Here is a 22,355-nt window from a genome sequence, read left to right as displayed (position 1 = left end):
GCGCGCCGGGTCTTGGCCCATGCGCATCTTTTTTTCTTGCAACAACTGTTTACTTGGTCGTTACGCTGGCCGGCTTGAAGGCCCACCAGCGGCTGCCCGCAAAATTCCAGACCAGCCCGATACCGGTCGCCAGCACCTGCGCCAGCCAGTAATACCAGCCCAGCTGGTGTACCAGCAGCCACATCAGGCCCGTATTGATGCACCAGCCTATGCCCAGCAAGGTGAAATACTTGGAAGCCGCCTCGCCATGGCCCTTGTCGCTTTTAAACGTGAAAAAGTAATTGAGGAGGTAGTTGACGACGGAACCGAGGATATAGCCGATGCCGGATGCAAAGGCGGCGCTGATGCCGGCCCATTCCACGCCGCCCCATAGCACGCTGTATTGCACGGCCGTGCCGGAAGCGCCGACGGCGGCGAAACGTAAAAATTGGTGATGCAGGGAATGGGACATTGTCAATTTTCAAATGAGCGAAAGCAGGATCGGACCAGAATAAAAAATGGCTACGATTGCTCGTAACCATTTTTCAGCCTGCATTTTACTGCAAGTTGCGCCCAACGTTCATATTCGCCGCCGATACTCCACGGCTCCGACGCCTATTTCTTGACTTGGCGGCACCGGCGCAGCCACATGAACAGCGCGATCAGCAGCAAGATGCCCACGATGCCGCCCGGCAGCATGAACGGCTGCATGCGTGCCAGCACGGGCTTCTCGCCACCGCTGCGCGCCTGCGCCACGTACGCGGGCGTGACGGACACATCCGGGTTGCCGTACTGCTTCAGCACGTAGTTGGCGATAGCGGCGATCTGCTCGTCCGTCAAGGGCTGCACATAGGAACGCTGGTCGAAACGGGGCATGAACGCTTCGTGCTCCTCCCCTTCGATCTTGCGCTCGACGCCAAACAAAATCGCCGAGACCAGGTTGGCCGGCGTGCTGCCGCCCGTCGCCGTGTTGTGGAACAGGGCCGGATAGGCCTGGCCCGTGCTGCCGGCGCCGCTGGCCGAATGGCAACTGGCGCAATAGCCGGAAAACAGCACCGCGCCGCTGTTCAGCGAGTGATGCTCGGTGGAACCGGCCATGCCGCGCAGCGCCGCTTCTTCGCTGGCGGCGCTGCCGTAACTGAAACCAGCCTTGGTCTGGCCCGGCGCGCGCACGGCCGGCACCGTGCGCAAGTACGCCACGATGGCGGCCACGTCGTCGTCGCGCAAAAATTGCAGGCTGTTCTGGATGGCTTCGGCCATGCCGCCCGCTGCCTGCCCCTTGCCTTCCACGTGGCCCGTCTTCAGGTAAGCCGTGAGTTCTGCATCCGTCCAGGCGCCGATGCCGCTGACCTTGTCGGACGTGATGTTCGGCGCATGCCAGGAACCGAGCGACGCGCCGGCCAGGGTCTGGCTGCCGATTTCCGCCATCAGCGCGTTGCGCGGCGTATGGCAGGCGCTGCAGTGCGCCAGGCCTTCGGCCAGATAGGCACCTCGGTTGATCTGCGCGCTCTTTGCCGGATCGGGCACGAAGCGTTTATTGTCGAGGAACAAGGTATTCCAGCCCAGCATGGACAGGCGCACATTGAACGGAAATGGCAGGGCCGTCTGGCGCGCCGGCTCATCGACGGGCTGGACGGCCTGCATGAAGTAGTAATACAGGTCGCCTACGTCCGCATCCGTCAGCATCGCATAGCTGGTGTAGGGCATGGCCGGGTACAGATGGCTGCCATCGGCGCGCACGCCGTCGCGCAGCGCGCGCGCAAAATCGGCTTCGCTGTAATGCCCGATGCCGCCTTTTTTCGACGGCGTGATATTCGTCGCGTAAATCGTGCCCAGCGGTGAGTCGATGGCGTAGCCACCCGCATACGGCTTGCCGCCCGCTGCCGTGTGGCAGGCCATGCAGTCGGCGGCGATGGCCAGGTAGCGGCCCCGCTCCAGCCGTGCATCTGACTTGGCGGCTGTACTTGCGGCCGGCACGGCCGGGCGGTCCGGCGTCAGGGTGACGGGCGGAACAGGTGACACAGGTGGCACAGCATGCGCGGCCAGCGGCAAGCCGGCCGCCAGGGTCAGCGTCAGCAAGAGGCGGCGCATCATGCTGCCTCCCTTGCCAGGGTGCGGGCGATGTCGTCGGCCGCGCGCAAGCCGAGCGCGGCCATGCTGAGGGTGGTGTTGACGACGCTGGCCGACGGCATGGCGCCGCCGCCCGGCAGCCACAAATTGGCATGATCGTGGGCGCGGCAATTGCCGTCGACCACGGAGTCAAGACGGTTCGAACCCATGATGACGCCGCCCATGATGTGGTTGTTCGCGTTCAGGCTGTCGGTGATATGGAATTCCACGGCGCCGAACAGCTTGCCGATGTGCTCGAGCTGCGCATGCGCGGCCTTCGCGCCATTGCGCACGTAATCGCCCACGTCGTAATAAATGTCGGGACAGGCCAGGCCCAGCGGATCCTTGCGCGTCTTGCTCAAGGTCAAGCGGTTGTGCGCCTCGGGCAGCGGTTCCAGGCTGATCGACAGGTCCACGCCAAATGCAGCGCGGCGGCGAATTTCATCGTCGAGGTCCTTGCCCACCAGGCCCAGCTTCAAGGATTGCTGCGTGGCAGGTCCCACCCTGGTAATGTTATTCAGGATCATCTTGTTGGCCGAATACTGCGCGCGGAAGGCACCGTCGCGCGGTCCCACCAGGCAGCTGCTCTGCGCGGGGCCACGGCCCGTCCAGATCGGTTCATTGGCGAGGAAGGTACAGTGGAAGCCCGAGTGATCCATCATGTTGCGGCCGACCTGGTCCGAACTGTTGGCGATGCCGTTCGGATTGTTCTGGTTCGCCGCCAGCAGCAGCAAACGCGGTGTTTCGATGCCGTTGCAGGCGATGACGAAAGCCTTGCCGGTCGCCATGTGCGACTGTTTTTTCGCGTCATACCAATGCACGGCGGTGACGCGGTTGTTCTGGTCCGTGTCGATGCGGTAGACGACGGCCTCGGCCAGCACGCCAGCCCCTTTCAGCTCGGCCCGTTCCACATGGTGGATGCCGTTGTACATGGCGCCGATGGGGCAGATCGGCTGGCAATTATTATTGCCGCAGCAGGTGGGACGGCCCTGCCATGGGCGCGTCGAGCGGCCTTGCGGAATCGGTACGGAGCGGTAGCCGTGCGGGTTGACCACTTCGGCGAAGCGCTTGTCGCCATAGCCCCAGGGCACCATGTCCATCGGATACGGCGCACTGCGCTCGCTCGGCGACTGCAGCGCCGGATCGTTGGGGCCGGCCACGCCCATTTCCTGCTCGGCGCGGCAATAGTACGGTTCCAGCTCAGCGTAGGAAATGGCCCAGTCGCGCCCTACCCCGTAATCGCTCTTCATGCGCATGTCGGTCGGCAAATGGCGCCAGCACGATGCGGCCCAGTGCCAGGTGGTGCCGCCCACCGTGCGCAGATAGCCCTGCTGGAAACTGCTGCCGCTGGGGCCGGACAATTCCACATAGTTGTTTTTGGGAAAATACAGGGGCGCTGGCGCATTGTCCGCCTGCGGATACAGGCCCTGGAAGTCCGAGCCGACGCGGTTCTCGAACGGCATGTTGCGCCAGTTTTCCACGGCTTGTCCCCGCTCGATGCGCAAGCCCGCTTCCAGCATGATTACGGAATGGCCTTGGGCGGCCAGCTGGTCGGCCATCATGGCGCCCACGACGCCCGTGCCGACGATGACGACATCGGCGACGACGTCGCCATTACTCTTGAATTGGGGTGATTTCATTTTGCTTGCTTGCCTTTAGTTTCAGGGGTGCCGGTAGTGGCCGGGGCCGGTACGGGTTTCGCTTCCACGGGCGCGGAGACGCGCACGGCCGGCGGCGCCTTCAGCCACCACAGGGGGCCGTAGTTGCAATAGGTGGGCACGACCTGGCCATCGGCCACCGTGCGGTACATCAACGCTTCCGCATACGCGACGACGATGGACTTCGTGCCCTGCGCCGCGTTGCCGGCGACGGTGCCCGTGTACCAGGCGGCCACGATGGCCAGCGCCAGCTCGCGCAAGCCGGCGTCTGCGGCGGTGGCGGCCGCCAGCAGGGCCTTCGCTTCCTGGCCCGTGACGAGCAGCGCGCCCAGCCGTGGCAAATGATCGGCAAAGCCGGGCACGTTGCTGCGCATGGCTTGCTCGATGCGCGCCGCCGTACCGGCGGACAGGTCGCGGTGGCCCGTGATGGTTTGCGACAAGGTATAGAACAGCATGCTGGCCGGCGCCAGCCCGGGCGCCACAGCGCTGGCCGGCGCCTGCATGGCGGCGGACAGGGGATTGCTCCAGAAACCGGCCTGCGCCAGCAAGGCGGCCAGACCGATCAGGGCGTGGCGGCGGCTGATGCTGGGAAGGGATGAAACGGATGTTGCAGATGGTTCGCTGCCTGGATGGTTCATGAGACTCCCGCAAGACTTGTTGTTTTGTTGACTTGGATGATTGCGTTACATTGCATTTACGCAATAAATGGAACCGGTTCCACATTATCCTACATAAATAAATTGTTTGCCAATGGAGTATCAGGACTGGCGATTGCTCTTTGATTGTTGCCTTGATTCTGCATGGATCCCGGCGTTTCGCGCAGGCATCATGGCGGCCCGTTTCGCTTTTGGCCGATTCATGCACAGACCCGCTGGCGGTGCGGGATAAAGACAGAAAGCCTGCGGCCTCCTGGAAATGATTGCGCATACGCGGAAAACTTGGCAGCATGGCAAATAAAATGGCTGCATGCCGGGCAAGGTCATTTTCCATGAAACCAGGTTTCTGACAAGGAGGCATATCGACGTACCCGATGGAGGCCATGCGATCTATAGCTGTTCAACCGCGGCGCGGAATGCGCCCGTGCAAGTAACCTGAAACTGATCCTCAAACCATGATAAAAAAAATGACCTTGGCAGTACTCTTTGCCGCCCTGATTCCCTTCTACGGATGCCAGGCGCAAACCATGGCAGAAACGAAACCCGTTTCCGCCGAAGTCACCACCACCCTGACACCCGACATCGGCGGCATCAAGCAAGTGCTGGAAATCAAGACTGACGACGCGACCAAACCCGTGCTCCTGTTCTTGTCCGGCGGGCCGGGAAGCTCCATGATCAAGGGCGCGGATGCCTTTACCAATGTGTTGAAAAGCCGATTTACGATTGTGCAATGGGATCAGCGCGACGCCGGGAAAACCTTGAAACTGAATCCCTCCCCCACGCAGCCATCCGTCGGGCAGATGGAGCAGGACACGTATCAAGTCATCCAATTCCTGCGCAAAGAATTCAAACAGGAAAAAATTTACTTGCTGGGCAGTTCCTGGGGCAACGTCCTGGGCTTTTACATCGTCAAGCATCATCCGGAATTGCTGCATGCTTATTTTGCATCGAATCCTGTCGTGAGCCAGCTGGACAGCGAGAAAGAATTGCTGCAAGCCTTGAAAGCCCACTTCAAGGACAATGCCCTCGCCAGCCAGGAACTGGACAGCATCAGTTTCCCGTTTACGAGTGACGACAGCATGTTTTATTTAAGAAAATGGCTTTTTTACAAGGATGGCAAGGCATTTGCAACGACGGCGGGTTTCAAGACGGGCTTTCTTCAATGGTCAAAAACCTGGTCGCCAGTCTGGAACGAGGTCATGCACATTGATCTGCCCAAGACCTTGAAAAGCGTTGACTGCCCCGTGTATTTTTTCGTCGGAAAAAACGATATCCAGACCTCGACCAGGATCACGCAAGCGTATTTCGAGGCATTGAAGGCGCCAAGGAAGGGGCTGTTTTTCTTTGACCATTCCGGGCATCAGATACACCAGGATGAACCTGCAAAATTTCAAGAAACCATCATCCAGACATTGGATACGGCTGCCAATTCCTGATGTAACGTCCCGTAGCCTAATCGTCGGCAATGCTCGCAGCGGCCTTGCGGATCAGCGACGCCACCGCATGGGCTTGCGAAATGTAAATGGCATGGCTGCCGACAACTTCGACCACCTTCGAGCCCGCTCGTCGGGCCATCTCGCGCTGCATCGCCGGTGCAATCATCTTGTCGCCGGTCGCGACCAGATACCAGCTGGGCTTGTGCCTCCAGGCCGGCGTTTCGACCACGCCAGTCAGGGCGGCTATGCCCCAGGGCACTTGCGATACCGCCATGAAGCTGGTCTTAGCCGCGTGCACGAGCTGTTCGTCGAGAGTCGCAGTTCGGCGGGAAGCCGCAGCATCATGGGCATGATGCGCGAGGAGGGCACGGCAATTGGCCGTTTCAAAGTCAGTCGTTTACTCCGTCAGCGCTTGTGGCGCTATCGGATACGACAAAGTATGCGTCGCCGGGGAAATTGTTGGGATAACTCCCCGATGGAACGGCTGTTCCGCAGCTTCAAAACGGAATGGCTGCCGTCAACAGGTTGCATGATGGCACAAGAAGCACAACGGGACATCAGCCACTACCTGATGCACCGGTATAACTGGATACGGCCACATCAGTTCAATGAGGGATTGGCACCGGCCGTCACCGAAGAAGAACTTAACGTAGTGTCCGGGATGGGTTGACCACTACAAACGCCCTCTCCAGAACTGACCGTAACGTCGCATTACGTGCATGCGCCTCGTTAGTAGCGTTTTCGGATAACTCCGCGTCGTTGCCACCAGCAGGTTGTTTCATGAGAGCAAGCGCCCCCCACTGTTCTGTCTGCTCTTGATAAAGACTGTCGATACTCTCTCTAAAACCTTCACGATAAGCAGATTTCTCCACAGGAGGTAGTTCATCGAAATAGTCCATAATACCCTTGAATATATCCCGATTGTCGCCTCCATTCGTCACTTTGGCATACAACTGAGAAAAGTATGCTTCATCCTGCTTGCTCAGCTCACCATAAGCGGCATATCGCTCGGCATCCGTATAGCTACCATTATCACTGTAAACAATCGCGCTTAAATCGTTTCGTGCCATTCCGCTAAATGGATTCGGAACATTTTTGGTTGGAATTTGAGATAGGCCGATGGCGTAGTTTAATGATTCCTGACCTAATTTCGAACGCTCAGAATCGTCAGTCTTGGGGAGTAGGTCTTCTTTATTGTAGTTCCGGCCTGCAATAAGCTGTCCAAAATTATAAACATCAAGCTGTCCCTTGACGTATGAGTCTTTTAACTCTTTATTGGAGATTTGAACCGGTGGCTCATCCTCGCTACCTAAGCTGTAAAGCGCCCGTGCAGCGTCGGATATTGATAAGGTGACGGCTGCGTTCGAATTGGGGGCCAGCGCAGAAGTGCTGTCGGAATTTTCAGAGGAAAATTTATCTCGTATAGGAACGTAGGCCGGAATAGGCGCCGCATAAGACTTAATCGCTATGCTCATAGTATCCCTAAAAAATTCACCTGGTAAGATCTTTCAACTGGCGATTTTGAGAACTGCAGAATTACGTGATTTCAAAATGGATAGAGTCAGCGCACAAAGCGCTCCGAACTCTGTGATTTAGGCATCACAAGCAGCGTTAGAAGAGTCAATACTGTTCCCGTGCTGGTCCGGCAGGGGACTTTTGAGCTCAGGTTCAACGTCTTGCTGCCAAGGTACTTCTTGCGTCAGAGGATAAGCAAGCTTCATTTTGAAACCACTTCGTGACCCTTACCATGACTTCAGACCGACCATCGAACTGGTAGCGCTGCTTTTCAACACTCATCCTGTTTGACATATCAGAAGCAAATTTCCAACATTCGGCGCTAAATCCAGACTAGGAGTACCTCTATAACGTCACACGCGTAGATATCTTTAGCCCAGCAGGCGTCATACAGATGTTGGCCACCGGCTAGCTGTCGGCAGAAAAGACTATACCGCTGCAACCTAACCAGGACGAATGCAAAAAGCCCAACCGGGTAAGGGCTGGGCTCTAGGTCTTACAAAAATTCTGGCTCCCCGACCTGGACTCGAACCAGGGACCTGCGGATTAACAGTCCGTCGCTCTACCAACTGAGCTATCAGGGAAAAGAGGCCGCATTTTATAGGGTAAATTTTGTGATGTCCAGATTTCCCCGGAAAAAGATGTCTTTTCCTGCCTTACCTTGCCCGGCGGTCAGGCCGGATGCTCTTGCGGATAGTAGTCAAATACCAGCACGCGACCCAGCCATGGCTTGAGCTGTTCGACAAAGGCCAGGTGGGCCGGATGGGTCAGATACACGTCGCGCGCGCCGGCATCATCGAAGGTCAGCGTAAAGCAATCGGTAAAGCCATCATCGAGGCCTTCCGGGCTGACGTTCGGCCCCCATTCAAATTGCCGCACGCCGGGAATGCGGTGTTTCAGCTGGGAGAACTCGTAGACGAGTTCGGCATGCTTGGCAGACGTGATGCCGTCGAGAAAGTCGCACAGGACGATATGGCGCAAGGCGGAGGTACAAGTCATGGGAAGAGGCTCCTGAAGTGATGCATTCAGGATAGCGCAAAACGCGATCACGCACAGACCAGCCCTGCTGACGGCGCCGGAAAACAAAAAAGGCCATGTTTTTCAACATGGCCTTCCGAATTCTGGCTCCCCGACCTGGACTCGAACCAGGGACCTGCGGATTAACAGTCCGTCGCTCTACCAACTGAGCTATCAGGGAAAAGAGGCCGTATTATATAGGCCAAACCTGGCGCTGTCCAGATTTCCATAGGGGAAATCTTATCTTGCCCCAAGCTACGCACTGGCGCCGCAAAAACAAAAAAGGCCACGTTTTTCAACGTGGCCTTTCGAATTCTGGCTCCCCGACCTGGACTCGAACCAGGGACCTGCGGATTAACAGTCCGTCGCTCTACCAACTGAGCTATCAGGGAAAAGAGGCAATATTATATGTCGGCTGCTTCGTATTTGCAAGACTCATACTGCATCTCGATAAACACGGTCTTCGCCGACTTTCCACTGCCATCAGCGCCACACTTGCATGCAGCGCCGAAGAAGCAAGATCTTAAAGCACTTTGGCGATCGCGTCAATGACGATGTCGATATTGCGCGAATTCAACGCTGCCACACAGATACGGCCCGTGTCGACGGCGTAGATCGATTGCTCGCGCAAGGTCGCTACCTGCTCCTTGGTGAGACCCGAGTACGAGAACATGCCGATTTGCTGGCGCACGAATTCGAAGTCGTGGCCCGGTGCCTTGACCTTCAGTTTTTCCACGAAGGCATTGCGCATTTCGCGGATGCGCACGCGCATGCCGGCCAGCTCCTCTTCCCACAGCTGGCGCAGTTCCGGCGTGGCCAGGACGGTGGCGACCACCTTGCCGCCGTGTACTGGCGGGTTCGAGTAGTTGGTGCGCACCACGCGTTTCAATTGCGACAGCAGACGGGCCGCTTCGTCGGCGCTCGATGCAACGACGCTCAGGGCGCCCACGCGCTCGCCGTACAGCGAGAACGATTTCGAGAACGAGTTCGACACCAGCAGCGGGCCGCCCGCGTCGGCGAAGCGGCGCACCACGGCGCCGTCTTCGGCGATGCCGTTGGCGAAGCCTTGGTAAGCCATGTCCAGGAACGGCACCAGGCCGCGCGACGTGACCACGCTGATGATCTGATCCCACTGGGCCACGCTCAGGTCGGCGCCGGTCGGGTTGTGGCAGCAGGCGTGCAGCACGACGATGGAGCCCGCTGGCATGGCGTTCAGGCTGACCAGCATGCCGTCGAAGTTCACTCCATGGGTGGCGGCATCGTAGTACGTGTAGTTATTCACGACGAAACCGGCGCTTTCGAACAGCGCGCGGTGGTTTTCCCAGCTCGGGTCGCTGATGTAGACTTGCGCACCCGGCGCGAAGCGCTGCAGGAAGTCGGCGCCGATCTTCAGTGCGCCGGTGCCGCCGATGGCTTGCACGGTCACGGCGCGGCGCTCTTGAATAACGGCGCTATCGGCGCCAAATACGAGTTCTTGCACCGCCTTGTCGTAGGCAGCCAGGCCTTCGATCGGCAGATAGGTGCGTGGCGAGGCCTGTTCGATCAGGATGGCTTCCGCCTTGCGTACGCAAGCTAACAGAGGCACTTTACCGTTGTCGTCATAATAGACGCCAACGCCCAGATTGATTTTGGCGGGATTCTGGTCCGCGTTAAATGCTTCGGTGATGCCCAGGATCGGGTCGCGTGGGGCCATCTCGATGGCGCTAAACAGACTGGCAGAAACAGTTGGGTTCGTCATGATAAGATTGGATTCGATTGGAAGCAGGTTCACAGCGGAGTTGTAGACAGCGCCCCAAAATACAACGCCAGGGCCGCCAGCAGAGCACTATTCTAACAAAGGTCTGATTCACATGCCCGAATTATCTACCGCCAGCGAGGCGGAAAGCGCAATTATCTCTTTCCCGGATTCCCCCTTCAAGCTGCACCAGCCCTTCTCTCCGGCCGGTGATCAGCCAGCGGCGATCACCCAGTTATCCGAGGGCATTGCCGACGGACTGGCCTTCCAGACCCTGCTGGGCGTGACCGGTTCGGGCAAGACCTACACCATGGCCAACGTCATCGCGCGCATGGGCCGGCCCGCCATCGTCTTCGCCCCCAACAAGACGCTGGCGGCGCAGCTGTACAGCGAGTTCCGCGACTTTTTCCCGCAAAATGCGGTCGAATACTTCGTCAGCTACTACGATTACTACCAGCCCGAAGCCTACGTGCCGCAGCGCGACCTGTTCATCGAAAAGGACTCGTCGATCAACGAGCATATCGAGCAGATGCGCCTGTCGTGCACCAAGTCGCTGATGGAACGGCGCGACGTCATCATCGTCGCCACCGTCTCGGCCATCTACGGTATCGGTAACCCCAACGAATACCACCAGATGATTCTGACGTTGCGCGTAAAAGACAGAGTCAGCCAGCGCGACGTCATCGCGCGCCTGATCCAGATGCAATACACGCGCAACGAGGTCGACTTCGGCCGCGGCACCTTCCGCGTGCGCGGCGATACCATCGACATCTTCCCCGCCGAGCATGCGGAACTGGCCGTGCGCCTGGAAATGTTCGACGACGAGATCGAATCGATCCAGCTGTTCGACCCGCTGACGGGCCGCGTGCGGCAAAAAATCCCCCGCTTCACCGTGTACCCGGGTTCGCACTATGTGACGCCCCGCTCCACCGTGCTGCGCGCCGTGGAAACCATCAAGGACGAGCTGCGCGAACGCCTCGAGTTCTTCCGCAAGGAAAACAAATTGATCGAGGAACAGCGGATCGAGCAGCGCACGCGCTTCGACCTGGAAATGATGGCCGAAATCGGTTTCACCAAGGGCATCGAGAACTACTCGCGCCACCTGTCCGGCGCGCTGCCGGGCGAACCGCCGCCGACCCTGGTCGACTATCTGCCGCCCGACGCGCTGATGTTCCTCGACGAGTCGCACGTGCTGACGGGCCAGCTGAGCGCCATGTACAACGGCGACCGCTCGCGCAAGACGAATCTGGTCGATTACGGTTTCCGCCTGCCGTCGGCGCTGGACAACCGGCCCTTGAAATTCGAGGAATTCGAACAGAAGATGCGCCAGACGGTGTTCGTCTCGGCCACGCCGGGCGACTACGAAAAAAACCATTCCGACCAGGTGGTCGAACAGGTGGTGCGCCCCACTGGCCTGGTCGACCCGCAGATCATCGTGCGCCCCGCCAGCACGCAGGTGGACGACCTGATGTCGGAAATCGTCGAGCGCATCAAGAAGGACGAGCGCGTGCTGGTCACCACGCTCACCAAGCGCATGTCGGAGCAATTGACGGAATACCTGGGCGACCACGGCATCAAGGTGCGCTACCTGCACAGCGATATCGAAACGGTGGAGCGCGTGGAAATCCTGCGCGACCTGCGCCTGGGCACTTTCGACGTGCTGGTGGGGATCAACCTGCTGCGCGAGGGTCTGGACTTGCCGGAAGTGTCGCTGGTCGCCATCCTCGACGCGGACAAGGAAGGCTTCTTGCGCTCCGAGCGCAGCCTGATCCAGACCATCGGTCGCGCCGCGCGTAACCTGAACGGCACGGCGATTTTGTACGGCGACCGCATCACGGACTCCATGCGCCGCGCCATCGACGAGACGGAACGCCGCCGCGCCAAGCAGATCGCTTTCAATACGGCCAACAACATCATCCCGATCGGCGTCAAAAAATCGATCCGCGAAATGATCGACGGCGTCTACAGCCCGCAGGAAGCGCGCGACAACCTGCAAGTAGCACAGGAAGCGGCGAAGTTCGAAGCCATGAGCGAAAAACAGGTCAGCAAGGAAATCAAGCGCCTGGAAAAACTGATGCTCGACCACGCCAAGAACCTGGAGTTCGAAAAGGCGGCGCAAGTGCGCGACCAGCTGCACATCCTCAAGCAGCAGCTGTTCGGCGCACCGGGCACGGACAATGTGGCGTCGATACTGGGCAAATGAATACCACGCCATGCGTAGGTCGGATTAGGCCCTGCGGGCCGTAATCCGACAACATTGTTGGCGCTGGTGGTGGTGTCGGATTACGCGCGAAGCGCTAATCCGACCTACGCGACGACCCCACATTTCACCGTCCCTGAACAAACGCCGTCACCGCGTCGACCAGCGCGGGCGCCAGCGGCAGCACAGGATCGCCATACGACGGCATTTGCTGCGCCAAATCGCCACTGACCATTTTCAATACATGGTTCATGCCCGGCACAATCACCAGTCTGGCCGCCGGTGCGGCGGCCGACAGGGCCTGCGCATCGGCCACCGACACCTGCAAATCGGTCGCCCCCTGCAGTATCAATAGCGGCATGCGCAAGGCGCCAACTGCCGCGCGCGGATCGACCTTCAGCGATGAAATCAGATACGGCTGCACCGAAGGCCGGTACAGCGCCAGCAAGGCTGGCGGCACGTCGCTTACCTGCTCGCCCCGCTTAAGCGCCAGCAGGATGCGCTCGTTTTGCGCATACAGCTCGGGCGGCAGACGCGGCTTCAATTGCACGCGCAGGATATCGTCGAGCGCGTTGCCGGCGCCGGCAATCAGCACACAGCCATCAAGCTGCGCTTTCTGGCAAGCCACCATCGCGATCAGCGCCCCTTCGCTATGCCCGGCCATCAGCACATTCGTAAAGCGCGGGTCGGCGCGCAACTGCCGCAACCACGCCGTGGCGTCATCGATATAGTCATCCAAGCGCAGGTCGGCTTCGCGCCGCCCCGCCGATGCACTGGCGCCGATCCCGCGCTTGTCATAGCGCAGCGTAGCGATGCCATTGCGTGCCAGCGCCTCGGCCAGCATGCGCAGCGCATTATTCTGGCCCGGCAACATGGCGCTATTGCCATTGCGATCAGTCGGACCGGAGCCCGCATGCAGCAGCACCACTGGCACTTTCCCTTGCCCATCCGGCATCGACAAGGTGCCGTGCAGCACACCACCGTGCACTGCCAGCGTCGCCTCCTGTTCGCTACCGGCGGCATGCGCAGGCAAGGCCAGCATCATGACAACTACGCTGCATATCCATCGCATCATTGCTCTTCTCCCTGGGAACGAATGTCCAGCCGTTTGTACTGCAGCAGCGAGTACAGCACGGCCACCGGCACCCAGGCTATCGCTGGCACGAGCAGCAGCCATCCGGGCACGCCCGCCGCCAGCATAAAGAAGCCCAGCAGCCCACTACCCACCATCAACCTGGCCGCAAAACGGTGCGTTACATACCAGACCCGTTCGTTGGACAAGGTCCACGGGGTGCGGATACCCAGATAAAAATTGCGCCGCACCTTGCCCATGGGATTGCCTGCCAGGATCAGCATCACGCACAGGCCCGCCGGTACCGCCCGGCCGATGGGCACCGCCACGCCAGCGGCACTGGCCAGTACGAGGCCATGCACATACGCCAGCAGGCCCAGCACGACGCCAAAGCTGTAGTAGAAGGTCGACTCGAACGGCTGCACCTCGAAGCGGCGCGGCGACAGCGAGGGCAGCACGAGCGCCAGTATCAGCATGCACGCCATCAGGCCCGGCCCGAGCAGCCACAGCACGGCGCGCGGCGCATAGCCATCGGCCTCGCCGCGCCAGTTCCAGTGCACGGCCACCACCTCGGGCAACTGCGGCCAGGCATACACGATGGCAGCACTGACGGCCACGATCATCAACAGGCTCAGGGCGACAAAGCGCGCTTTCATCATTTGCTCTCCTTGTGGTCGGTATCGGTCAAGTCCAGCATCCAGGCCAGTACGTCCTGCAACACCGTGGTATTCAAGCCATACCAGATGGTCTGCCCTTCGCGCCGGCGCGTGATCAGATCCGCGTCGGCTAGCACGGCAAAATGGTGCGACATGGTCGGCTTGCTCACGTCGAACCGGGCGGCCAGGTCGCCGGCCGTCATTTCACCTGTCCGCAGCAACCGCAGTATCTCGCGCCGCGCAGGATCGGCAATGGCCTTGAAGGCGCTGTTGGTGGCATTCATATTGAGACAAACATCTAATTAGTCAATTATCTAAATATAGAGGCAAGTGCGACGGAGGTCAAGCGATTTCCAGCGCCTGCCTCGTCCCTTCCCCTACTCCGGCAGCGAGTAATCGATGTCGTAGAAATGCTGGCCATTCTCAATGCGGATGGCCAGCGTGCCGCTGATGCCCGTCAGCTGCCCCGTGCCGGAATGCGGCACGATGACGATAGTCAGCTGCTGTTTGCCGTCGGCCATGGTGCCGAAATGCTGCGCCACGAAGCTGCCCTGCCTGCCCTGCAGCACGCCCGTGATGGCTTCCATGGCGACATAGCCGGCCGCGCCTTGGGTGTCGGTCACGGCATTGAGCATTTCGCCCTTGGCCGTGGCGACCAGGTCGCCCGCATACACCTTCTCAAGCAGCACCCTTCCCAAGCTCGTGCGCCCCGCGCGTTGCGGCGCCGTGGCCGGCGTCATGCTGATGCTAAAACTTCCCGTAGCGTGCGCGTGCATGCGATGATCTCCTTCTGTAGATACAGACGAGGCGGCGCCGGCTGGCGCCACCGATAGACAACATGCGGCCAGCATCAGGCCCGACCAACTGTGTAATTTCATGATTCCCTTCCGATCAATGCGAGAGGGCCAGCTTAAGGCCGCGCAGGAGACAAATATTGGATAAACCCGACAGCACGATGAATCTGCTCGCCGCGCGCGGCCAGGCGCCGAAAGGCATCGTCGACCCGCAGGCAGCGGCGCGCCGCATACGCCTGGCAACCTATCCACCGGCTGCCGCGCTGGCGCCGTTTGTCGACTACTTCTGGGTGGTGGAATGGGACCGGCGGGGCTGCGCGCCGGAGACGCAGCGCGTGCTGCCCTACCCGAACGCCCACCTGGTCTTCGACCTTGAGCGCACCGCCATTCATGGCGTGGTGCGCGGCGCCTTTGACCGGCCGTTGACCGGTGCCGGCAAAGTATTGGGCGTGCGTTTCGCGCCGGGCGGCCTGCGCCCGTTCATCACGCAGCCACTGTCGACCTTCACCGACACGACCATCGCGGCCGATGCGCTGCTGGGCATGCCGGGAGCGCAGGCCGAGGCGCGGGTGTTAGGCGAGTCCGACGATCTGGCCATGGTGGCGCAGGCACAGGCACTGCTGCTGGCAAGGCTGCCGCAGGTCGACGCCGCCGCCCTGCTGGCCGCCAGGCTGACCGCGGCGGCGGCGGCCCACAATGGCCCGGCAAGCGTGGCGCAGCTGTGCGAAACCATGGCCATTGGTGAACGCAGGCTGCAGCGCCTGTTTGCCAACTACGTGGGCGTGCCGCCGAAATGGGTGATCCAGCGCTACCGCCTGCAGGAGGCGATCTGGCGCCTGGCGCAGCCCGACGCGCCCGACCTGGCCAGCCTGGCGCAGGCACTGGGCTTTTTTGACCAGGCCCATTTCAGCCGCAGTTTTGCGGAACTGGTGGGCAGCACGCCGTTCGACTATCGCCGCTCGCAGCTGGCGGCAGGCGCCTAAGAGACTATCCCAGTAGGGAGCGTCTTCTGCTGGCAGCGCATCAGGAGCGCGGACAAGGCGTGAGGAGGACGCGTGGCGAGCCACGCAACGACGATCAACGCAGTCCCCGCTTCTGAGGGGCGCCAGCAGGGGATGTATTCATCTACTGAGATAGTCTCTAAGGCCAGACTGGCCGGCGCATGTGAAACAAGCTGTCCGGACCGATTTCGAAATAATCGGCCGGGCCGCCGCCACGCAAGACAGGCGCAGCTGCGGCCGTGTCGTACACACCGTCCACGAGCAGATGGCGCGCGATATGTACGCCCACCACTTCCCCCAGTACCAGCCAGCTGCCGACACCAGCGCCATTGACGCCCTGCAGCTCGATGATCTGCGTGCGCCGGCATTCGAAGGACACGGGGCTTTCGGCCACGCGCGGCACATTCACGATGCGCGAGGCGGCCGGCGTCAGGCCGGCCAGCGCGAATTCATCGACCTCGGGCGGCGCCGGCGCGCAGCTGGCATTCATCGCCTCGGCCAGCGGACGGGTTGCCAGGTTCCACACGAATTCGCCCGTCTGCTCGATATTGCGCAAGGTATCCTTGCGGCCGATGCTGGAAAAACCGATCAGCGGCGGCGTGTAATTGAAGGCGTTGAAAAAGCTGTAGGGCGCCAGATTGAGCACGCCTGCGCTGCTGCGCGTGGCGATCCAGCCGATGGGCCGCGGCCCCACGATGGCGTTGAACGGATCATGCGGCAGGCCGTGGCCCTGTGCAGGTTCATAAAAGTGAATGGGCTCAAGCACGCGCGCTCCTGAAGACAAAAGAAATCAAAGGCACCCGGGGATGGAATGCCTGGAACGACAGCTTACTGGAATTGCCGCCACCGCGTTGCCGGCGCGCCGGCGACCAAGGCGACCAAGGTGACCAGCGCGACAATTGTATGGCACGCGGCACGCGGCCTCGTTTATGATGAGACAACTCAACCCTTATCATTGCGCTACCGCCCATGCATACCCTCACGCTGCACCAGAAAGTATTCTTGCTCCTCCTGAGCATCGTCACCATCGGCTTCGGCTGGATACTGGCGCCGTATGCGGGTGCCATCTTCTGGGGCGTCGTCCTGGCGATCCTGTTCGCGCCCGTGTACCGCTGGCTGCTGCGGAAAACCAGGGGCCGCGCCGGCCTGGCGTCGCTGCTGACCTTGCTGCTCATCGTCGTCATCGTAATCCTGCCGCTGTCGCTCATTTCCGTGTCGCTGGTGAACCAGGCGGCCAGCGTCGTGGAGATGGTACGTTCGGGCGAAATCACGGTTGGCATGTTCTTCAATAAAATCATGGCGGTACTGCCGCAATGGTCGATCAACTTGCTCGACCGCTTCCACCTGAGCAGCCTGGCCAGCCTGCAGGACAAACTGGCCGAGGGCGCCACGCAGGTGAGCCAGGTGGTGGCGGTGAAAGCCATCAATGTGGGCCTGTACACCTTCGAATTCCTCACCAGCCTGTGCATCATGCTGTACCTGCTGTTTTTTCTCATGCGCGATGGCTCCACCCTGTCGGCCCGCATCAAGGGCGCCGTGCCGCTGAGCCGCAAGTACAAGCAGCGCCTGTTTACCAATTTCACCACGGTGATCCGCGCCACCGTGAAGGGCAACATCCTCGTGGCGATCGCCCAGGGCGCCCTCGGTGGGCTGGCATTCTGGTTCCTCGACGTGCCAGCCCCCCTGCTGTGGGCCGTGCTGATGGCCTTCCTGTCGCTGCTGCCGGCCGTCGGCGCCGCCCTGGTCTGGGCACCCGTGGCCGTCTACTTCCTGGCCACGGGCGCCATCTGGCAAGGCGCAGGCCTGGCCGCCTTCGGCGTCTTCGTCATCGGCCTGGTCGACAACGTGCTGCGTCCCATCCTGGTCGGCAAGGATACCAAGATGCCCGACTACGTGGTGCTGCTGTCGACCGTGGGCGGCATGGCCCTGTTTGGCCTGAACGGCTTCGTCATCGGCCCCGTGGTGGCGGCCCTGTTCATCGCTTCGTGGGATCTGTTCGTCTCGGCCAGCGAATTCCAGGCCGAGGATTGAGGCGTGGCGACCTGACCAAACGGGAAACAGATGCGCATCAACCTTGCACGACAGGAGCATGATTTTTCTCTCGGCCAGCGTCCCCATGGCCGGTACATCGCCGCGATTATCCTGGTGCACCTGGCGCTGTTCTGGGCCGCCACGCAGCCCGTACACACCAGAATCGAGCACGATGGCCGGGTCTGGCTGCAGCTGACGCCACCACTGCCGCCGACAAGAGGGTTCACTCCACCCGCCGAACCCGATCCGGCGCCGGCACGTCCGCCAGCCCGTCCATCGAGCGTGGCAAGCGTGTCGCCACCGAAGGAGGCGACGGCACCGGTGCAGGACCCGCCGCAAGACGATGCGCTACCGGCAGAACCGGTGCCTGCCGCACCCAAGGCCGCCCCCCTCCCCCTGGCGCAACAGGCGCTGCAGGCAGCCGGCGCCATCGACCGCCAGCTGCGCGCAGAGCATCCGCAGGAGTTCGTGGCGCCGCCCGAGACGGCGCACACGCGCCTGGCGAAAGGCTTCTCGGAAGCGCATGCGGCGGTCAAGCCGAAGTGGTTCGAAGCAGCGCGTATCGAACTGTGGAGCGCACCAAACGATCCCAAACGCATCTACCGCGTCATCACGGCGACCGGTGAATACTGCATCTATTTGCCGGACAAAGGCAACATGACGCTCAACCTCAGCGCGCGATCCGGCTACGCCGGTTTTGGCGAAGGGACTGCGGCGCCTTGTCCCATCCGGTTTTAATGGCGGTCGATCGCGCGAAAGCGCGCCGTGTCAGCCAAACACGGGGCGGAAAAAACTGCGCTCGTAGCTGACGATGCAGCGCGTCTCCTCCGCGTAGCGGAAGGCGGCCTGGCACTCGGCGTCCTGCATCGAGTCGCTGCGGTACTGTTCATACAGGGCCAGGCTGGGAAACGAGAACATGGCCAGGGCGACGTTGCTGGCGCCTTCCGACGGCAAAAAATAGCCGTGGTGCTGGCCGCCGAAACGTTCGACCAGCGGTATCCACAGCTTGCCGTAGGCTTCGAATTCCCGCAATCTATACGGGTCGATGATGTAACGCAGGTAACAGGTGATCATGCGGTTTCCTTGTGAAGATTCAGATTCATCAGCGTGCCAGCTCCCCAGGAGCCGATGGCGGCCACTGGCGAGCCAGGCAAAAAGTCCAGCGCGCAGGGGTAGATAAAATATTCCTGCGCCACGACGTTTAAGCCGGGCCAGCCATAAAACAGCAGCTTGCCCTTGCCGATGCGCCCCAGCGCGCTGCCGTCTGGCAGCCAGCGCAAGGCGTTGCCCGTGCCGCCGCCCGCCTCCACGGGTACCTTGGCCAGACAACTGCCGTCGTCCAGCGCGTACACGGACAGATACTGCGTGCCGCCCGCGTGGTGCAGCACGGCCAGAGACTCCCCATCCGGCGACGGCGCGCACGACATCATGCCTGGCAGCGACAGCACCACGCGCCCGCCGCCGTCTTGCAAGGGCCAATCCCACACACTGCAGTAGTCAAGCGGCTGCACCTGCCCCTCGTCCACCGATTTGACGCCATGCTGGAGCAGCAGACGCCGCCCGCCATCGATGGCGCAGAGCCCCCGCAGCATCTCGCCCGGATGCTCCTGCGTGAAAAGCGTCTCGCCAGTTTGCGCCGCGCGCAGCCGCAGACGGCCATCCCAGCCGCCGTCGGCCAGATATTGCCGGCACGGCGACCAAACGGGGCCGCAGCCTTCGCCATCCTTCTTGTTCTGTAAGTTCAGCAGCAACTGGCCCGCCTGCGCATCCACCACGGCCATCTGGCCCGTGGTGCTCTTGATGGCCAGCCGGCTGCCATCGGGCGAGAAGGCCATGCCCGACATGTGCGCGATGAATTTGCCACGCCACAGCTTGGTTCGTGCCGCCACGTCCCACAGGACCAGGTCGCGCCCCAGCACGGCCAGGCGCGTGCCATCGGGCGAAAACCGTACGCCGTAGCTGCAACCCAGCTTCAGGGGCTTCTGCATTGCCGTCATGGACGCGGCAAGCGGTACACCACGCTGTCGAGGTCGTAATGGCGTTCCATGCCCACGTATTGCATGCCCAGGCGCGTCATGACCTTGATCGAGGCGGCATTGTCCGGGTGCGCCACGGCCACCACTTCGGGCGCGCCGACGACGTCGAAGGCATGCGCGACGATGGCTTGCGCCGCTTCGCTGGCATAGCCCTTGCCCCAGCCAGAGCGCGCCAGGCGCCAGCCGATTTCATGCGGCTTGGCCTTGTCGCCGCCGATATGCTGCAAGCAGGCCAGCCCCACCAGCACCTCATCTTCGGTACGCATCAAGGCCCACCACGAATAGCCCCACTCGGCCCAGCGCCCCATGATGCGGGCAACGGCGGCGCGCGTGTGCTCTTCCGTCTCCGGCTGGCCCGCATTCAGGTAGGTCATCACTTCGGCATCCGAGTTCATGGCGTGCATGGCGTCGTAATGCTGCTCGGTGACGGGTTCGAGGCGCAGCCGCGCCGTGTGCAGAATGGTCATGCCAGATTCCTTCAGACGAAAAAAAAGACGATACATGATCGTCTTTTTTTTGCAAGAGCGCACGCAATTACTTGCCTGCTTCGCCCTTCTTGATCCACGCCGCCAGCTGGTGCGGACGCAGGCCGTCGTAGTCTTCGAACGGCTGATGAATCCACGGGTTGTGCGGCAGTTCGTCGAGGAAGTAGTCGGGACGCACGACGGAGCAGCCTTTCAGCCAGATCACGGCCGATTTGACTTCGGTCACGTCAGGGAAGTTTTCCTTCAGGTGGCGCGTGACCTTGTCCAGCGTGACGCCGGAATCGGCCAGGTCGTCGACCAGCAGGATGCGGCCGGCCAGCGGGCCCTTGGTCATGGTCATGTACTTGGCGATATCGAGGTCGCCGCGCACGGTGCCCGCGTCTTCACGGTAGGAGCTGGTCGACAGGATGGCCAGCGGCAAATCAAAAATGCGCGAGAACACGTCGCCGGGACGCACGCCGCCGCGCGCCAGGCACAGTACCTGGTCAAATTTCCAGCCCGATTCGTAGACCTTGAGCGCCAGGCGCTCGATCAGGCGGTGGTACTCTTCCCAGTTGACCCAGAGATGTTGATCGTTCGATTGTGGGGTAGTCATGATAGTGGAATCTTATTATTAGCGTGATTAAAAAAATCCGCCTTGCGGCGGATTGTGTCCAGCAGCTTACTCGAATGGGTGGCGCAGCACGATCGTTTCTTCACGATCGGGACCGGTCGAAACCATGTCCACCGGTACGCCGACCAGTTCTTCGATGCGCTTGATGTAAGCGCGCGCCGTTGCCGGCAAGGCCGCCAGCGATTTCGCGCCGACGGTGCTTTCCGTCCAGCCTGGCATCTCTTCGTACACCGGTACGCAACGTGCGGCTTCTTCAGCGCCCGATGGGAAGATGTCGACCGACACGCCATCGATGGTGTAGCCGGTGCACAGTTTCAGCGTTTCGATACCGTCCAGTACATCCAGCTTGGTCAGGCACATGCCCGTCACGCCGTTGATCTGCACGGAGCGGCGCAGCAAGGCGGCGTCGAACCAGCCGCAGCGGCGGGCGCGGCCCGTCACGGTGCCGAATTCATGGCCGACTTGCGCCAGGTGGTGGCCGACGCCCGCATCCGTTGGCAGTTCCGAAGGGAAGGGACCGGAACCGACGCGCGTCGTGTAAGCCTTGGTGATGCCCATGATGTAGTGCAGCATGCCTGGGCCCACGCCCGAACCGGCGGCGGCATTGCCGGCCACGCAGTTCGACGAGGTGACGAACGGATAGGTGCCGTGGTCGACGTCGAGCAGGGAACCCTGCGCGCCTTCGAACAGCAGGTTCGCGCCGGCCTTGTGCGCCTTGTACAGCGCGCTCGACACGTCGGTGACCATCGGACGCAGGCGCGGCACATAGGCCAGCGCGTCGTCGAGGGTCTTCTGATAGTCGACTTTCGGCGCTTTCAGGTAGTTTTCCAGCACAAAGTTGTGATAATCGAGGTTTTCGGCCAGCTTTTCAGCGAAGCGCTTCTCGTTGAGCAGGTCGGCGATACGGATCGCGCGGCGCGCCACTTTATCTTCATAGGCCGGGCCGATGCCCTTGCCGGTGGTACCGATCTTCGCATCGCCACGCTTGACTTCACGCGCCAGGTCGATCGCGGTGTGGTACGGCAGGATCACGGGCGCCGCGTCCGACACTTTCAGGCGCGAGGCGACTTCGACGCCGACAGCTTCGAGCTTGTCGATTTCGCGCAGCACGTCCGGCACGGAAACGACCACGCCGTTACCGATGTAGCAGGCGACGCCTGGACGCATGATGCCCGACGGGATCAGCTGCAGCGCGGTTTTCACGCCGCCGATGACCAGCGTGTGGCCTGCATTGTGGCCGCCCTGGAAGCGCACCACACCTTGGGCGTGATCGGTCAACCAATCGACGATCTTGCCTTTACCCTCATCGCCCCATTGGGTGCCGATGACAACGACGTTCTTTGCCATAATTTTCTTTGACAT

The 22,355-nt window shown here is 61.1% G+C and carries 23 protein-coding genes, 3 tRNA genes and 1 pseudogene; 6 read left to right on the top strand and 21 right to left on the bottom strand.

Going from position 1 to position 22,355, the window contains the following annotated elements:
- Positions 1 to 49: 49 nt before the first annotated feature.
- The 4 genes from CLU93_RS19765 to CLU93_RS19750 form a co-directional block, all read right to left on the bottom strand.
- Positions 50 to 451, bottom strand: a complete 402-nt coding sequence (locus CLU93_RS19765) for a GtrA family protein (RefSeq protein ID WP_099762981.1) — start codon at positions 449 to 451, stop codon at positions 50 to 52.
- A gap of 143 nt (positions 452 to 594) precedes the next feature.
- On the bottom strand, positions 595 to 2,073 hold the full coding sequence (locus CLU93_RS19760) for a c-type cytochrome (RefSeq protein ID WP_257225027.1): 1,479 nt from the start codon (positions 2,071 to 2,073) through the stop codon (positions 595 to 597).
- Positions 2,070 to 3,728, bottom strand: a complete 1,659-nt coding sequence (locus CLU93_RS19755) for a GMC family oxidoreductase (protein ID WP_099762980.1) — start codon at positions 3,726 to 3,728, stop codon at positions 2,070 to 2,072. Before CLU93_RS19755 ends, CLU93_RS19760 begins: the two co-directional genes overlap by 4 nt.
- Positions 3,725 to 4,384 carry a sugar dehydrogenase complex small subunit gene (locus tag CLU93_RS19750; RefSeq protein ID WP_099762979.1) on the bottom strand — a complete coding sequence of 220 codons (660 nt, stop codon included), beginning with the start codon at positions 4,382 to 4,384 and terminating at the stop codon, positions 3,725 to 3,727. The genes CLU93_RS19755 and CLU93_RS19750 overlap by 4 nt, the downstream gene beginning before the upstream one ends.
- Positions 4,385 to 4,929: 545 nt before the next feature.
- Between CLU93_RS19750 and CLU93_RS19745 the strand changes: the two genes are divergently transcribed.
- Positions 4,930 to 5,838: an alpha/beta fold hydrolase gene (locus CLU93_RS19745; protein ID WP_099764497.1), complete on the top strand. Its 909-nt coding sequence runs from the start codon at positions 4,930 to 4,932 to the stop codon at positions 5,836 to 5,838.
- Between the two features lie 16 nt (positions 5,839 to 5,854).
- Here the strand turns inward: CLU93_RS19745 and CLU93_RS19740 are convergent, their stop codons facing one another.
- Positions 5,855 to 6,112: an alpha/beta fold hydrolase gene (locus CLU93_RS19740; RefSeq protein ID WP_133250809.1), complete on the bottom strand. Its 258-nt coding sequence runs from the start codon at positions 6,110 to 6,112 to the stop codon at positions 5,855 to 5,857.
- Positions 6,113 to 6,229: 117 nt separating this feature from the next.
- On the opposite strand from CLU93_RS19740, the pseudogene CLU93_RS19735 reads away from it, so the two are divergent.
- Positions 6,230 to 6,508 (top strand): annotated as a pseudogene (locus tag CLU93_RS19735) (integrase core domain-containing protein); the annotation flags it as partial.
- Here CLU93_RS19735 and CLU93_RS28250 read toward each other — a convergent pair.
- From CLU93_RS28250 to CLU93_RS19705, 6 genes are all read right to left on the bottom strand, one after another.
- Positions 6,483 to 7,313, bottom strand: a complete 831-nt coding sequence (locus CLU93_RS28250) for a hypothetical protein (RefSeq protein WP_180287889.1) — start codon at positions 7,311 to 7,313, stop codon at positions 6,483 to 6,485. The pseudogene CLU93_RS19735 and the gene CLU93_RS28250 sit on opposite strands and share 26 nt — an antisense overlap.
- 548 nt (positions 7,314 to 7,861) lie before the next feature.
- Positions 7,862 to 7,937, bottom strand: a tRNA-Asn gene (locus CLU93_RS19725).
- Between the two features lie 88 nt (positions 7,938 to 8,025).
- Positions 8,026 to 8,352, bottom strand: coding sequence for a Dabb family protein (locus tag CLU93_RS19720; RefSeq protein WP_099762977.1), 327 nt, complete (start codon positions 8,350 to 8,352; stop codon positions 8,026 to 8,028).
- 123 nt (positions 8,353 to 8,475) lie between these two features.
- Positions 8,476 to 8,551 (bottom strand) — tRNA-Asn (locus CLU93_RS19715).
- A 135-nt stretch (positions 8,552 to 8,686) separates the two neighbouring features.
- Positions 8,687 to 8,762: transfer RNA gene (locus CLU93_RS19710), tRNA-Asn, on the bottom strand.
- Between the two features lie 131 nt (positions 8,763 to 8,893).
- The gene (locus CLU93_RS19705; RefSeq protein ID WP_180287888.1) at positions 8,894 to 10,108 is read right to left on the bottom strand and encodes an amino acid aminotransferase; all 1,215 of its coding nucleotides are present in this window, start codon (positions 10,106 to 10,108) and stop codon (positions 8,894 to 8,896) included.
- Positions 10,109 to 10,220: 112 nt separating this feature from the next.
- Here CLU93_RS19705 and uvrB point away from each other — a divergent pair, with 112 nt between their 5' ends.
- A complete protein-coding gene (gene uvrB, locus CLU93_RS19700; protein ID WP_096236805.1) occupies positions 10,221 to 12,308 on the top strand; it encodes an excinuclease ABC subunit UvrB in 2,088 nt (695 codons plus the stop codon).
- A 124-nt stretch (positions 12,309 to 12,432) separates the two neighbouring features.
- On the opposite strand, the gene CLU93_RS19695 is transcribed toward uvrB, so the two are convergent.
- The 4 genes from CLU93_RS19695 to CLU93_RS19680 form a co-directional block, all read right to left on the bottom strand.
- Positions 12,433 to 13,380 (bottom strand): alpha/beta hydrolase, encoded by a 948-nt coding sequence (locus tag CLU93_RS19695; RefSeq protein ID WP_257225026.1) that lies wholly within the window; start codon positions 13,378 to 13,380, stop codon positions 12,433 to 12,435.
- Positions 13,377 to 14,036: an SdpI family protein gene (locus CLU93_RS19690; protein ID WP_257225025.1), complete on the bottom strand. Its 660-nt coding sequence runs from the start codon at positions 14,034 to 14,036 to the stop codon at positions 13,377 to 13,379. The genes CLU93_RS19695 and CLU93_RS19690 overlap by 4 nt, the downstream gene beginning before the upstream one ends.
- Positions 14,033 to 14,317 (bottom strand): autorepressor SdpR family transcription factor, encoded by a 285-nt coding sequence (locus tag CLU93_RS19685; RefSeq protein WP_099762976.1) that lies wholly within the window; start codon positions 14,315 to 14,317, stop codon positions 14,033 to 14,035. Before CLU93_RS19685 ends, CLU93_RS19690 begins: the two co-directional genes overlap by 4 nt.
- Positions 14,318 to 14,410: 93 nt before the next feature.
- Complete coding sequence (locus CLU93_RS19680) at positions 14,411 to 14,911, bottom strand: DUF3224 domain-containing protein (protein ID WP_257225024.1); 501 nt, start codon at positions 14,909 to 14,911, stop codon at positions 14,411 to 14,413.
- Between the two features lie 56 nt (positions 14,912 to 14,967).
- Here CLU93_RS19680 and CLU93_RS19675 point away from each other — a divergent pair, with 56 nt between their 5' ends.
- Positions 14,968 to 15,810, top strand: coding sequence for a helix-turn-helix domain-containing protein (locus tag CLU93_RS19675; protein WP_257225023.1), 843 nt, complete (start codon positions 14,968 to 14,970; stop codon positions 15,808 to 15,810).
- A gap of 157 nt (positions 15,811 to 15,967) precedes the next feature.
- Here the strand turns inward: CLU93_RS19675 and CLU93_RS19670 are convergent, their stop codons facing one another.
- On the bottom strand, positions 15,968 to 16,594 hold the full coding sequence (locus CLU93_RS19670; RefSeq protein WP_099762974.1) for a flavin reductase family protein: 627 nt from the start codon (positions 16,592 to 16,594) through the stop codon (positions 15,968 to 15,970).
- Between the two features lie 203 nt (positions 16,595 to 16,797).
- On the opposite strand from CLU93_RS19670, the gene CLU93_RS19665 reads away from it, so the two are divergent.
- A complete protein-coding gene (locus CLU93_RS19665; RefSeq protein ID WP_099762973.1) occupies positions 16,798 to 17,859 on the top strand; it encodes an AI-2E family transporter in 1,062 nt (353 codons plus the stop codon).
- A 30-nt stretch (positions 17,860 to 17,889) separates the two neighbouring features.
- Positions 17,890 to 18,597, top strand: a complete 708-nt coding sequence (locus tag CLU93_RS19660; protein ID WP_099762972.1) for a hypothetical protein — start codon at positions 17,890 to 17,892, stop codon at positions 18,595 to 18,597.
- 30 nt (positions 18,598 to 18,627) lie between these two features.
- Here the strand turns inward: CLU93_RS19660 and CLU93_RS19655 are convergent, their stop codons facing one another.
- The 5 genes from CLU93_RS19655 to CLU93_RS19635 all read right to left on the bottom strand — a co-directional run bounded on the left by CLU93_RS19655 (position 18,628) and on the right by CLU93_RS19635 (position 22,355).
- Complete coding sequence (locus CLU93_RS19655; RefSeq protein WP_099762971.1) at positions 18,628 to 18,933, bottom strand: NIPSNAP family protein; 306 nt, start codon at positions 18,931 to 18,933, stop codon at positions 18,628 to 18,630.
- Positions 18,930 to 19,847, bottom strand: a complete 918-nt coding sequence (locus CLU93_RS19650) for a WD40 repeat domain-containing protein (protein WP_099762970.1) — start codon at positions 19,845 to 19,847, stop codon at positions 18,930 to 18,932. The genes CLU93_RS19655 and CLU93_RS19650 overlap by 4 nt, the downstream gene beginning before the upstream one ends.
- Positions 19,848 to 19,852: 5 nt before the next feature.
- On the bottom strand, positions 19,853 to 20,362 hold the full coding sequence (locus tag CLU93_RS19645) for a GNAT family N-acetyltransferase (RefSeq protein ID WP_099762969.1): 510 nt from the start codon (positions 20,360 to 20,362) through the stop codon (positions 19,853 to 19,855).
- Positions 20,363 to 20,429: 67 nt separating this feature from the next.
- Entirely contained in the window at positions 20,430 to 20,975 is a 546-nt protein-coding gene (locus CLU93_RS19640) for a phosphoribosyltransferase (protein ID WP_034752020.1), read from the bottom strand.
- A gap of 66 nt (positions 20,976 to 21,041) precedes the next feature.
- Positions 21,042 to 22,355 (bottom strand): adenylosuccinate synthase, encoded by a 1,314-nt coding sequence (locus CLU93_RS19635; protein WP_071076285.1) that lies wholly within the window; start codon positions 22,353 to 22,355, stop codon positions 21,042 to 21,044.

The sequence above is a fragment of the Janthinobacterium sp. 35 genome, assembly GCF_002754575.1.
Taxonomy (GTDB): domain Bacteria; phylum Pseudomonadota; class Gammaproteobacteria; order Burkholderiales; family Burkholderiaceae_D; genus Janthinobacterium; species Janthinobacterium tructae.
Note: the sequence above shows the minus strand (reverse complement) of the source record. Positions and strands in the feature narration are given on the sequence as shown.